At 71.7% G+C, this 13,096-nt stretch carries 12 protein-coding genes; all 12 read right to left on the reverse strand.

The annotated features are described in order from the left end of the window. Positions 1 to 243: 243 nt before the first annotated feature. Positions 244 to 1,479 (reverse strand): hypothetical protein, encoded by a 1,236-nt coding sequence (locus AB0J36_RS14385; protein WP_357392662.1) that lies wholly within the window; start codon positions 1,477 to 1,479, stop codon positions 244 to 246. Between the two features lie 46 nt (positions 1,480 to 1,525). Further along, positions 1,526 to 2,362 carry an aldo/keto reductase gene (locus AB0J36_RS14390; RefSeq protein WP_363660709.1) on the reverse strand — a complete coding sequence of 279 codons (837 nt, stop codon included), beginning with the start codon at positions 2,360 to 2,362 and terminating at the stop codon, positions 1,526 to 1,528. Between the two features lie 66 nt (positions 2,363 to 2,428). Next, a complete protein-coding gene (locus AB0J36_RS14395; protein ID WP_357133064.1) occupies positions 2,429 to 2,923 on the reverse strand; it encodes a DUF2231 domain-containing protein in 495 nt (164 codons plus the stop codon). 92 nt (positions 2,924 to 3,015) lie between these two features. Then, positions 3,016 to 4,167, reverse strand: coding sequence for a HAMP domain-containing sensor histidine kinase (locus AB0J36_RS14400; RefSeq protein WP_363660710.1), 1,152 nt, complete (start codon positions 4,165 to 4,167; stop codon positions 3,016 to 3,018). Positions 4,168 to 4,210: 43 nt separating this feature from the next. Further along, the gene (locus AB0J36_RS14405; RefSeq protein ID WP_363660711.1) at positions 4,211 to 4,879 is read right to left on the reverse strand and encodes a response regulator transcription factor; all 669 of its coding nucleotides are present in this window, start codon (positions 4,877 to 4,879) and stop codon (positions 4,211 to 4,213) included. 46 nt (positions 4,880 to 4,925) lie between these two features. After that, positions 4,926 to 6,728, reverse strand: a complete 1,803-nt coding sequence (locus AB0J36_RS14410; protein WP_363660712.1) for a glycoside hydrolase family 15 protein — start codon at positions 6,726 to 6,728, stop codon at positions 4,926 to 4,928. 28 nt (positions 6,729 to 6,756) lie between these two features. Continuing rightward, on the reverse strand, positions 6,757 to 7,233 hold the full coding sequence (locus tag AB0J36_RS14415) for a hypothetical protein (protein ID WP_357133072.1): 477 nt from the start codon (positions 7,231 to 7,233) through the stop codon (positions 6,757 to 6,759). Positions 7,234 to 7,466: 233 nt separating this feature from the next. Then, on the reverse strand, positions 7,467 to 8,153 hold the full coding sequence (locus AB0J36_RS14420) for a hypothetical protein (protein WP_357133074.1): 687 nt from the start codon (positions 8,151 to 8,153) through the stop codon (positions 7,467 to 7,469). Between the two features lie 59 nt (positions 8,154 to 8,212). Then, positions 8,213 to 9,427 (reverse strand): exonuclease domain-containing protein, encoded by a 1,215-nt coding sequence (locus AB0J36_RS14425; protein WP_357392666.1) that lies wholly within the window; start codon positions 9,425 to 9,427, stop codon positions 8,213 to 8,215. Positions 9,428 to 9,436: 9 nt separating this feature from the next. Then, complete coding sequence (locus AB0J36_RS14430) at positions 9,437 to 10,132, reverse strand: DUF6218 family protein (RefSeq protein WP_357392667.1); 696 nt, start codon at positions 10,130 to 10,132, stop codon at positions 9,437 to 9,439. Between the two features lie 117 nt (positions 10,133 to 10,249). Then, positions 10,250 to 10,642, reverse strand: coding sequence for a hypothetical protein (locus AB0J36_RS14435; protein WP_357133080.1), 393 nt, complete (start codon positions 10,640 to 10,642; stop codon positions 10,250 to 10,252). Then, positions 10,639 to 13,089, reverse strand: a complete 2,451-nt coding sequence (locus tag AB0J36_RS14440; protein ID WP_357392669.1) for an AAA family ATPase — start codon at positions 13,087 to 13,089, stop codon at positions 10,639 to 10,641. The genes AB0J36_RS14435 and AB0J36_RS14440 overlap by 4 nt, the downstream gene beginning before the upstream one ends. Between the last annotated feature and the right edge of the window lie 7 nt (positions 13,090 to 13,096).

The following is a 13,096-nucleotide window of genomic DNA, read 5'->3' on the forward strand; positions in this document are numbered from 1 at the left end:
CGCAGCCGGCGGTGGGCGACCTGGGCGCGGTGGCCGACAGCGTCGGCGCGGTGGGCGGCTTGTGCCCGGCGGTGAGGGCCGTATGCCCGCGGTGGGGCCCGGCCCGCGGTGGGGCCCGGGTGCCCCGGCGAGCGTGATGCCTCAGCGGCATCTTGATGCCACACAGTCATCACGCTCGGCCGGGTGCCTGCCCCCACCGAGGTCACCCACGGTAGCGATCAATCGGGTGACCTCGACGCCCCGCTACGGAGTGCGGGCGAGGTAGGCGCGCATCTCCTCCCGCGTTCCCGGGAGGCCGTAGCCGCAGACCAGCTCGGTGACGTTGCCGAAATTCTGACCGTCGATCAGCCATGGCTCGGCCGACCGGCTCAGCGTCTCCGCGAGCCGACGTTGGCGGGGTGTGAGGGCGTCCGCCGCCGTTCCTGCCGTCGCCGGGCCGTCCGGGAACGCGAGCGGGAGCGCCGCGCCCAACGCCGTCAACGACCGTTCGCCGCTGACGGTCGGCAACCGTTCGAGCAGCGCGTCGAACGCGTGGTCGGCGTGCCGCGGACCGAGCTGGCGCAGGGCGAGCGCCGCGTAACCGCCGAGATCGCCACCGAGGAACGGGACCCACTCACCCTCCGCTGGCGCGGCCGGAGCCTCGCCGGAAGCCGCCGACGCCCAGCCCACCAGCTCCGCGACGGTCGCCGGGTCGGCCGCCGCGCCGAGGACCCGGGTCCGACCGATCGCGGCGGCCCAACGGACCAGCGGGCGCGCATCGGTCAGCCACCGGGCGTCCGGCACGGTACCGAGCAGCCCCGAGGACACCAGCATGGTGGCCACCTCGCCGGGCGTCGCCGCGACGCCCGAGGCGGCGTCGAGGGCGCGGGCCAGCGCGGACACGCTGCCGTCGGCCTCCTCGGGAAACCAGGCGAGAAGGTACGCCGCGACCAGGCGCACATCCGGATCGGAGTGACCCAGCAGGTCGCGGAACAAGGGGACCCCGACGCGCACCGCGTCGTAGGCCGCCAGCGCGACGTACGCCCACAGTCGGCCCTGATCCGTCGTCGACAGTGACTCGAGGTAGAGGTACTCGACGTACTCCTTCTGGGTCTCGTCGCTGCCGGTCCACGGCGGCGGCTTGGCCGCGAGCAGCGCGCGCCCGCCCTCGGCGGCCCGGCGGTACTCGGCCACCGGGAAGCCGTCGGGTAGGACACCCTCGTCGTACCCGACGGCGAGGGCGCTCAACAGCCCGAGTACCGACGCCGGGTCCGGGGTGGCCGGATCGCTGAGCATCTCCAGCAGGAACGGCACCGCGTAGGCGCTCGCCTCGAACCGGTTGCCCTGGTGGAACACGTTGCCGTAGAGCTCACCCAGGGCCTCGTCCCGGGTGGTCGCATCGGGGGAGAGCAGGGCGCGTAGCTGGCCGGGCACGTCGTCGGCCGCCCCGTAGGCGTGGCCCAGCCGCGCCCAGTCGATGTCGTCAAGTCCGTCGAGCACGACACATGCTCTCCCGGCGCGATGACAGTTCGGCGTGGCGGGTCGGTCAGAACTCCTCGTACACCGCGGGGTCCTGATCTGACAGCCGCCCGTCGGGGCGGCCCAGCGCGGTGATGGCCTCGACCTGGGCGTCGGTGAGCGTGACGTCGAAGACGTCCAGGTTCTCGATCTGCCGCTGCGGCGACGCGGCCTTGGGCAGCGGAATCACCTGGCGGGCCACGTGCCAGGCCAGGATCGTCTGCGCGGTGCTGACGCCGTGCGCGGCCGCGATCTCGGCGATGACCGGGTGCTGTCGCAGGTCGTTGCCGTGGCCCAGCGGGCTCCACCCCTGCACCAGGATGCCCTGCTCCCGGTGGTAGTCCAGCGCTTCCTGCTGCGGGAAGTACGGGTGCACCTCGATCTGGTTGACCACCGGCGCGACGCCGGTCTCGGCCACCAGTCGGTCGATGTGCTCCGGCAGGAAGTTGGAGAGCCCGATGTGCCGCACCAGACCCCGCTCACGCGCCTCGATCAGCGCCCGCCACGCCTGCACGTACCTGTCGGCCTTCGGGTTCGGCCAGTGGATCAGGTACAGGTCGATCCGGTCGAGGCCGGTGCGGAACACGCTCTCCTCGATCGCGGCCAGCGCCGCGTCGTGATCGTGGTGCCGCCCCGGCAGCTTCGAGGTGACGATCAGTTCGTCGCGGACGTCGCCCGCGTCCCGCGCGGCCCGACCGACCGCGCCCTCGTTCTCGTAGTTGACCGCCGAGTCGAGTAGCCGGTAGCCCGCCCGGATCGCGTGCCCGATCGCGTCGACGCCCGCCGAGCCGTTCAACTGGTACGTGCCGAGCCCGATCGCCGGCAGGGTCGTGCCGTCGGCAGCGCTCAGGTGCGGAATCGTCATGATCGGGACCCTACTCGCACGACTGGCGCGTCACCGTCGGCTGGGCAGCCCAGGCACCGGCTAATCTCAGTCGTCGTCGCCGTGCCCGGCGGACGCGGCCGGGGTGTTGCCCCAGACCGCCTTCGCCCCGGAGTCGCCCACCCGGTAGACCTGCACCAGGTTCGCGGCGGCCACGACCACGGCCAGCGCGGCGACGACCACGGTGACCTTCCCCGCGGTGCCGGTCCGGTTCTCCGCCGGCCGCGACGTGCGGCGGTGCAGCCAGACCAGCGCCACGGCGGCGACGAGCAGCGGTATCGCGAACCAGATCAACGTGTCTCCGAGCTGGGCGTGCACCCCCGGGTCACCGACCCGGTGCTCAAGGTCCTCACCGCTGGAGGAGGCGAGCGGCACAGCGAGTGTGGCCAGCGCGGCGATCACGACGACGAGCGTGCCGTACCGGCCGCGCCACGACGGTTTGACGGCCAGCGCGGCGACGCCGATCGCGGCCAGCGGCAGCAGGACCACCACGACGTGCACCACCAGGGGGTGCAGCGGCAGGCCATTGACGGTGTCAGGCACAGGATCTCCTCGGCGCTCGGGATGTCACTGCGCGGGACGTTATAGCCGAATTCTTGCGAAGTCCTTGCGGGGCCGAATTCGCACCCGACAGGTCAGGCCAGGGGTAGCAGCAGCGTGAACGTGGCGCCCCGGCCGTGGGCGCCGGTCACCTCGAGCGAGCCCCGGTGCGCCTGCGCCACCTGCTGCGCCAGCGCGAGGCCCAACCCGAACCGACGACCCGTCCCGGCGGTGCCATGCGCGAAGCGCTCGAAGAGTCGATCCGCCTCGGCCGGGTCCAGGCCGACCCCGTCATCGACGACCTCGGCGGCGACGCACCCCGGTCGGTGACGCACCCGCACCCGCACGTGCCCACCCGCGCTCACGTGGCCCAGAGCGTTGTCCACCAGAGCGGTCAGCGCCCGCCGCAGGGCCACCTGAGCGCCCCGCACCGGCGCCGTCGCCTCGACCTCGACGCGCAGCTCGACGTCCCGCTCCCGCGCGTACGCCGACATGCTCGCCACCACCTCACGGGCCACCTCGGCCAGGTCGACGACGGTGTCCGGGGGCGGTTCCTGCTCGGCCGCAGCCGACACCAGCAGATCGTCGACGACCTCACCGAGCGCCCGGGTGTCCGCGACAAGCTGGTCGAGCTGGTCGGTGAGCTGCTCCACCGGTTGGGCCCGGGCGCGACGGGCGATCATCTGCGCCCGGGTGTGCAGCACGGTGAGCGGGGTGCGCAACTCGTGCGAGGCGTCGGCGACGAAGCGGCGTTGCAGGGTCAGCGCGGCGGCCAGGGGAGCGACGGCTCGGCGGGCGAGCAGAGCGGCGGCCACCAACGCTCCGGCCAGACCGGCCAGTTCGGCGACGAGCAGCGCGACGCCGAGCTGCCCCTGCCGCTCGCGCAGGGGCGCGAGGTCGGCGGCGACCGCCCAGCGGCTGCCGTCGGGCCGATGAGCGACCAGCACACGGACCGGGTGGTCGTCGCCCGCGTCGGTGTCGAACCGCCCCGGTTGCCGCCGCAGCGCGTCGTCGAGAACGCGCACCAGTTCCGGCGACGCGCTCGGGGTCACCTCGACCGCGTCGGTCCCGGCTGTCCGTTGGGCGAGGACCTGGCCGGGCGGTGGGTCGTCCACGTCCTCGGCCATGGCGAGTACCTGACCCAGCTCGGAATTCAGCGCCCGGGACTCCTGACGGCTGGTGAGGACGAACATCAACGCGCCGACCAGCAGCAGCACGACGCCGATCGCCCCCGCGGTCTGGGCCACGCTGCGTCGACGCGCACGAGTCAGCCGGGCCTCGTTCACGCTGTCAGCCCGTACCCACGCGGTAGCCGAGCCCGTGCACCGTACGGATCGCGCCCCGACCGAGCTTGCGGCGCAGGTGATGGACGCAGGCGTCGACGCTGCCGGGGGCGTCGGCATGGGTGAACGCGGTGCTGAGCAGCTCCGCCCGGGTGAAGACCTTCAGGGGCCGGCCGGCGAGCGCCCGCAGCACGGCGAACTCGCGGGCGGACAACGGGATCTCCTGACCGTCGTCGAACACCCGCCGGTTACCCACGTCCAACCAGCGCCGTGGACCCAGTGGCAGTCGGCTCGCCACGTCCTGATGGCGGCGGCGCAGCGCGCGCAGCCGGGCCAGCAGCTCCGGTACCTCAAACGGCTTGACCAGGTAGTCCTCCGCGCCGGCGTCGAGCCCTTCCACCCGGTCGTCGAGGGCGCCGCGGGCGGTGAGCATCAGCACCGGGGCGGTCACACCGCGTCCGCGCAGCGCGGTGACCAGGCCGAGGCCATCCAGCACCGGCAACCCCCGGTCGATGACCATGAGCTGGTAGTCGCGGGCCAACGCCTGGTGCAGGCCGCTCTGCCCGTCAGCGGCCAGGTCGACCTCGTACCCCTCGTCGGTGAGTAGGTCGGTGAGCAGCGCGGTCAGCGCACGGTCGTCCTCGACCAGCAGCAGGCGGGGGCGGGCACTCTCCACCGGCCCAGTATCACGGGGTGCGGGGGCGCTGGCCGTGCAACTCCCCTCAGACCGGGCCGGGATCACCAACGGGGGCGTCGCGGATGGCGAGCGCGGCCTGGACGAGCGCGGCGTGGGTCAGCGTCTGGGGGTAGTTGCCGAGGTGGGCGCCCGTCGCCGGGTCCACCTCTTCGGCGTACAGGCCGAGGGGACTCGCGTGGTCGACCATGGCCTCGAACAGCTCGACGGCCTCGCGCCGACGCCTGGTGCGGGCCAGGGCCTGCACGAGCCAGAACGAGCAGGGCAGGAACGCGCCCTCGGTGCCGGGGAGGCCGTCCCGCCCAGGCGGGTAGCGGTAGAGCAGTGGACCGCCGGCCGACAGCCGGTCCCCGATGGCGTCGATGGTGCCGCGTATCCGCGGTGAGCCGGTCCGGTTGATACCGAGCAGCGGCAGGACGAGCAGAGCCGCGTCGAGGTCCCGGGAGCCGTACGTACGAACGTAGCTGCCCGTCGCCGGGTCGAAGCCACGCGTCCGGACCTCGGCGGCGATGGCGTCCCGGGATCGCTGCCAGCGTCGACGTTGACCGTCCGGCAGGGGATGCGTGTCGGCGATGGCCAGGGCACGGTCCAGGGCGAGCCAGCCCATGAGCTTGGAATGGACGTGTTGGGCGGGCTCGCGTACCTCCCAGATACCGGCATCGGGCTCCGGCCAACATCGGGAGACCACGTCGGCGAAACCGCGCACCGCCCGCCACGTCTCGGCATGCAGGCGGTGTCCGGCCTGAGCGAACGCCCAGGCGGCGTCGATCACCCAGCCGTAGCCGTCGAGCTGGTGCTGGCCGGCGGCGGCATTGCCCACGCGTACCGGCCTGCTGTCGCGGTAGCCGGGCCATGAGGGGAGTTCCCGTTCCGCCGGTACGCGCCGGCCGTGCAGGGTGAGCAGCGCCGGCAGGCGTGGTCGTTGCAGCCGGCTGGCGTGCAACAGCCAGGCGAGGAAGCCCTGTGCCTCGTCGGCCTTGCCGACGCTGAGGAAGGCGCTGACACCGATGCTGGCGTCCCGGGGCCAGACGTAGCGGTAGTCCCAGTTGCGTACCCCACCCGGATCCTCGGGCAGGGACGTGGTGGGCGCGGCCACCGGCGCGCCCGAGGGCGAGTAGGTGAGCAGCCGCATCGTGAGCAGACTTCGTACGACGTGCTCCCGGAAGGGCACCCGCTCGTCGATCTCCGCGGTCCAGGCGCGCCAGCGGGCCTCGTCGGCGACGAGCAGGTCCCAGGCGGCCGTCGGCTCGACGTGGACGATCGGCTCACGGTGGGCCACGGCCAGCACGAGGGTGACCGGAAGACCGGGCCGGACCGTGAGGGGAGTGGGTCGGCCCGGTTCGATCCGGAACGAGGGCGTGCTGTCCAGCGCGACCGCCAGCGCACCCCACTCACACACCAGGGTCTGACGCCGGTGCTGGACGCGGGGCCGGCGGTGCCGGACGCCCAGGCGGGGAGCGAACTCCACCACCGCGTCGACCGCCGCCCGCTCGGCCGACAGCCGGCGCACGACCAGCGTCGTGGGCAGCAGGCGACCGCTGACCTCGGCCACCATCGCCTCGGTGAGGCAGAGCCGGCCGCCGCCCACCGCCCAGGTGGTCTCCAGGGTGGCGGTGTGCGGCCGGTACCGCCGTTCGAGGACCGTGGCCGACCGCGCCGGGCCGACCCGGAACGTTCCGGCGTCCGGGCCTCCGATCAGCCTGCCGAACAGGGGCTCACCGTCGAAGCGCGGCACGCAGAGCCAGTCCATCGCGCCGTCACTGGCGACCAGGGCGGCGGTACGCGTGTCGCCGAGCAGCCCGTAGTCGCTGATCGGTCGCTCACCGGTCACGGCGATCGCTCCCGCGACGAGCGCCGGGTCACCGGGCCTGCAGGAGTACCCCGAGAGCGACCCCGTAGACGACGTGGACGACGGCCGTGACCAGGGGAGTCTGGACGCCGTAGTTGAGGGCGAACAGCCCGGGTGGCTCCAACACCGCCGTGCTGGCCGGTCCCGCCCGCTGCGACGCCATGCGGGGGTGGACACCAGGAAGCAGCGGCAGCAGCACCGTCAGGGCGATGCTGACGTGCACGATCCCGAGCAGCGCTCCGATCCACCAGGTGGCGCGGTACAACAGCGCGAACGTGCCCGCGTACCCGAGGGCGAACCCCTGACCGGCGCACAGGTGCAGGAAGAACCCGACGACCCGAGCCCGGTCGGGATCGGCGGTGACGAAGGTCCCGAGCACCAGAGGAAGATCGAGCCGGGTGAGGCCGGCCAGTTGAGCGGTGATCATCGCCGCGGTGAGCGCCGCGGTGGCGACCAACCCGAACAACGCCCATCCGGCCCAGTCCATCTCAGCAGTCGTCGACGTCGCGGGCGTGCTCAGTCATCGGTCCACCCTTCGGCTGAAACGGCGCGCGAGCTGCGACCGGACGCTCACCCACCAGGCGTCCGGTTTATCACCATAGGGCACCGGACCTGTTCGGCCGACCTGCTCGCCAAGACGTCCCTTCATAAGTTGGCAGCGGGACAGGTAATCGATGCCACTACCTCAAGCAACATGTCGATCCACGTCAGCGGTGTCGATCACGGCCATGAGGGCGGAGGTGGGCCGAACGCGCGACGACTTGCCCGCACGGCCAGAGCGGCGAGAGCAGCGTTGGCGCCACCGCCAATCACCGCGCCGATGCCGAACGGTGCCACTCGGCCGAGCACAATGATCCCCTGCTTGGTCCCGAACTTCGTGATGAAGTGCTTTCCCAGGACCTTGTTAATTTGTCGCAACGTCTCGACGGGCACCTTGGCGACAACCTGACGTCCCCAGTGTTGCCCGGTGCGCTCGGCTACCTTGGTGATGGTGGCCGACCCTGATCCGCCCAGCATGATCCCCATGACGATCGTTCGGCGGCGTTCGACCTCGTCGATGCGGACTCCGTGGACTTCGGCGATCGAGAGCGCGAACAGGGCGCTCAGCTGAAGCGAGGACAGAGCCTCGCCCGCCGACAACGCCAGTGCGACGCCCGTGCCGACGCCCGGTGCCGCCGCAGTTCCGCCGACGGCAGCGCCCGTCCCGGTCAACGCGCTGATGTACATGCGCTCCAGGTTGCGGACCACCTCGGCCGGTGTCGCCTCTGGGTTCCGCTGACGGGCCCGGGCGATGTTCTTCTGCACCAATGGGCTCTGCAGTGCGATCGCCTTGTCCAGCACGTCGAGGACCCGCTGCCCGCGTCCGGCCGCCTCCGGGACCGGTCCATCCGGGACATCGTCTGCCATGCCTTCAACTCCTTAGCTAGACGCCGTACTGGTTGGTGAGTTCGTTCCTTGGACGCGTCCTACCGGCCGAGGTCGGCGAGCATGCGCTGAAAAGCGATGGGGTGAACTACCGGAACGCCGTAATCGCGGGCCTTCCTGGCCTTGCCGGACATCGAATCGGGGTCGGCAGCCACCAGAAGTCGAGTCTTCTTGGTGACGTTGTCACCGACGTTTAGCCCCGCTGCCCGAGCGTCCTGTTCCCAGGACCACCGAGGTGGGTCCATCGCCCCGGTGAAGACCACCACGTCACCGGGTTGCAGCCGCCAGCCCTTGGTCTGAGGCCGGACCGCGCCGACGTCACGAGCGACCTTGAGGGCATGGTCGACGTCCGTCACCTGTAGCCCGAGCAACGAGCCAACCTGGTCCAGATCGTTGCGTTCGGCCGACGTAAGGACGCCGTCCTCTAACGCTGCAGCGGCCAGACTCGCCAGATAGGCGCGGTGCAGGTGGTCGACGTCGACTCGGGCGAGGCCGACTTCGTCGGCCGTGGCGACGAGCGCGTCCGCCTCGCTGGCGGAGATGTGCCGGTCAAGCAGTGCCTTGTCGAGCCGGTCCAAATACGCGTCACCCTGCGGTTCGCGCAGCCGAGGGAGCCGGTCCACCAGACGGGCCAGGAAGTGCTCCTCGCGGTGCCCCAGTCCACGACGTGGCACCGGCGCCACTGCTTCGGTAGCCAAGGGTGGCCAGGGCGCAGCCGCAGCGGCGTCAATGACTGACGTCCACGGCGGTGGTGTTCCCGCGTCCAGCAGATAGCGGGTCAGAAGCTTCGCGGCAGCCCTCGCGTCGTGCAGAGCGGAGTGAGCCTGGTGGGGCGGCAATCCCGCGGCGCGACAGCAGTCGTGCAGGCTACGGCCGGCTGACGGAAGGAAGTGCCCGGCCAGCCGCATGGTGCACAACCCCTCCGCCAGGCTGATCGGCAATTCAATCCCCAGCCGGCGGTACTCCGCGAGGAGGAATGCGGCGTCGAAGTGCAGATTGTGAGCGACCAGCACCCGCCCGCGCAGAAGGTTGGCTACGTGACCTGCCATTCGCTTGAACTCTGGTGCGCGCCGCGCCTCGGCGGCCGAAATGCCATGGATGAGTTGTGGACCGAGATCCCGGTCGGGGTTGACCAGGCTGCACCATTCGTGCGTCACCTGCCCGGCGCCGTCGAGGTGGATGACGGCGACCTCGACCACCCGGTCGTGCCAACTGGTACGCAGGCCGGTCGTCTCGAGGTCGATAACTGCGTACACGTCGACTCCTTAGATCGTGACCTGAGCGGAATTGCCGGCGGCAGCACGCAAGGAAGCCAGCCAACGCGGAGGCAATGGCTGGGGCTCGCCCAGAGTGCGTAGGTACTTTCGGCGATACCGCGCCTGTTCGGTGTCCTGCCATAGCTGAGCGGTCATGGCGACCGCCGACGTCAGGGCCAGCGCTACCCCCGCTACCGGCGAGGCGGCACGGGGCTGCACCGCGAGCCGGATCGCTAGATCCTCATGATCGGGTACCTCGGTGGGCCAGGCGAGCGGAGCAAGCTTCGACTTCGACACCGCACGCTGACGGTCGACCGCTTCGCTGTAGGCGGACCGATGCTCAGCGATCTCCGCGAGAAGCTTAGGGATGGTCAGCACGCTCCCCTGCAACGTGCTGACCAGTTCCTTGGGTAGTAAGTGAGCGATCCTGTCCAGGATCGTGGCCGGAGTCTCCCGGTCCCACCCCACCAGGCATCGCCCCTGCAACATCCACATGATGCGAACGAACTGGTCGTCCTGCTCGACTTCATCGAGGCGTACCACCCAAGCGCCGCCGGCACGTCCGGTCGGGCTGAGTCGCCACACGGCCAGGGCCTCGGTGCCGTCGCCGTCGGGTCCCACGGCGAGAACAGCGTGACCACGGGCACCGGGCACGTAGTCAACGGGTATGGCTAGGTCGCTCTCGAATTCCTCAAGTTCTGCCATCCCACGTCCCTCATGATCGACATCGGAGCATCACAGTAGGTGTCAACGTGGTCACGCCGGCTCAACCGGAGCGGCACCCCGTTGCGCGTTGTGTCCATACGCGAGTGGCTGAACAGTTCACGCGGTCGGTTCAAGTCGGGCGAGGAGAGTGCTCACCTCGCCGTGTAGCCGACGCAACTCCGTCGCCGTGGGGGCCAGCTCGTAGCAGTGGTGGTGCGTGGCGGCGGAGAGGGTCGTCCACGCGAACGCCACCCGGCGGGCGACCTCCGGGCCTGGACCGAGCCGGCCGCGCAGCATCAACTGCTTCGCGCGGCCCTGGCGGCAGGCCGCCACGGTCGGCTTCACCCGCCCCCAGTACGCGTCGACGCCGCCTTCGAGGGCGAGCCGGATCAGGCAGGCGCAGGCCCGTGGCCACCAACCGGCGCTCAGGGCCGCAGCTCCGAGCAGACCGGATCCACGTAGCAGTTCGTCGGCCGCCGCCAGGCAGCGCTGCGGCGTTGGCGCGGTCACGACAGCGCCCCGGCGAGGAGACGGACGTCCGCGACCAGGCCGGGCAGGTCCGCCTGGTACCCGCCGTGTACCCCTTCCCGACACGCCTGGTACGCGTCGACGACCCGACGCCCGTGTCGGCGGTGGAGCCAGCCGAGCACGTCACCGCCCTTGTCGGCGTCGTCGAACGCGGCGAGGGCGACGACGGTCGCCAGTCGACGCGAGGCGCTCTCGATGGCCGACTCGATGTCGGCGTGCGGGACCCCGCGCGCGACCCGGGACCGCCACACCCTCCGGTCGCAGGCCGCCTCCACCGCGGAGCGGCACAGCTCGGCCACGACCGGGCCGCGCACCTCGGCGGGGATCTCGTCGTTGCGCGACAGGGCGTGGGCGTCGTTCAGATAGCGGGTCACTGGATCGGAGCCGGCGCGCAGCGTCACCACCGACCTCTCCGCCCGGGTCACCTCGATGATCCGTGCCCGGCCCAGGTCGAGCCGGCTCACCGCGTCCGGCAGACGGCTGTCGTGCGTGAACACGACCACCTGCCGCTGCTCGGCCAACTCCGCGAGCACCCGGGCCAGGCCATCCACCTTCGACGGATCCATGCTCTGCACCGGGTCGTCGACCACGATGAACCGGAACGGGCTCTCCGGGGCACAGCTGCGCGGCAGGAACGTGGCCAACCCGAGCCCCTGCATCTCACCCTGACTCATCACCCCCAGCGCGGTGCCGTTGTCGGCGCCGTCCACGCTGACCGGGAAGACCACCCGCCGCCGGTTGTTGATCCCCTCCAGCGTCATCGCACCCAACTCGACGTTGCTCTCCTGTCGTAGCTGAGCCCAGATCCGCTGCGAATGCCCGGCGAACGGCGCGATCCGCTCGTTGCGGATCTCCATAGCCGCCCCCTTCAGCCACGCGCGCGCGGCCTTCAACCGGGCCAGGGTCGCCTCCCGCGCCGCAAGCCCGCCGGCGGCGGCCACCCACTCGCGCACGTCGGCCGCGGCGGCCCGCCAGCCGGTGTCGCGCTGCCGCAGAAACTCCTCGGCGTACGCGCGGGCCGCGTCCGCCGCCGCCACTACGGCCGGGTACCGCGCGGCCAGGTGGTCGGCCAGCGCGGCAGGCTCCCCGGGTACGCGGGCAAGCGCGGCCATGGCGTCGCGCAACACGCCGACCGAGGCCTCCGACCCGAGTTGCTCGGGTACCGCCAGGTCGTCGATCAGGTGGCGCGCCTGCCGCAGCAGAGCCGTGAGCCGGGTCGCCGCCGTCTGGGCGGCGACACTGCGCTGCCGCAGTTCGGTGAGCGACCATTCGGCGGCGGCACGCCACCCGTCGTCGAGGGTGCCGGTGGCGCAGACCGGACACGGCCCGTCGCCCGCGTCCTCGTGCTGTTCGAGGGCGAGGCGGAGCAGTTCGGCGCTGCGCAACGCGGCCCGGGATCGGCCACCGTCGTACCGCACCGCCTCGTCCGCCGCCTCCCGTAGCTGAGCGGCGAGCCGGGTCACCTCGTCGACCGGCGGCGGGTCGAGGTCGGCGAGTTCGCGGCAGAGCAGCACCTCCCGGTCGGTGGTCGCCTCGTCCGGCTCGTCGAGGACCGCCGTGACCGCGCCGAAATCGACCGCTCCCCGGCCGCGCAGCAGTACGGCGATCCGCTGGGCCCGCTCGTCGGTGATGTCGGCGAGCGCGTTGGCCAGGGCGGTGCGCTGTGCGCGTACCTCCTTGATGGTGGTGTCGTGCGGCCGGGCGGCGCGTAGCAGACGCTGATCAGCGTCGGTGAGCGCGTCGAGCCCGAGGATCGCGAAGAGCGCGTCGAAGAGCTGGCTCTGCGTGCCGGAGGCGAGCTTGCCCAGTTCGGCCGCGGTGAGGAACGGTCGGTACAGCTCCAGCGGGCGGGCCAGCCCCAGCTCGTCGAGGCCCCCGTGCCGCCCGTGCGCGCTCGTGACCGTCACCTCGGCATCGGTGAGCCCCGCGTCGACCGGCCAGGCGCGGTGCACCCGGGTCGGCGTCGCCACCCCGTCGACCCGCAGCTCCACGTCGACCCAGCACGGGTCCGGGTTGTGCAGGTTGCGCCACCCCGTACGCCAGACGCTCGTCTTGTCGGCCCAGCGCGCGCTGTCACCGGTCAGGGCGAGCTCGACGGCCTCGGCGAAGCTGGACTTGCCGGATCCGTTACGGCCGACGACCAGCGTGAGGCCCGGACCGGGGTCGACCTGGAGGGTCCGCTCCGGGCCGACGCCGCGAAAACCGGCGACGGTCACCGACTTCAACCAGATGTGCTCCGCCGAGTCGTCGCCGATGGGGGAGTGGGGGTCGAGCCGGGTGGGGGCGCCGGCGAGCGCGGCGGTCAGGTCGTCGTCGCTGGTGAGGGCGGCGAGGACCAGCTCGGCGGTCTCGGTCGGTACGTCAGCGGCGGCCAGCCGCTCGAAGATCAGCTCGATCAGGGGCGTGGTGGGCTGCGGAGGCTCGGTCATGATCGTC

It is taken from the genome of Micromonospora sp. NPDC049662, from assembly GCF_040675055.1.
GTDB lineage: Bacteria > Actinomycetota > Actinomycetes > Mycobacteriales > Micromonosporaceae > Micromonospora.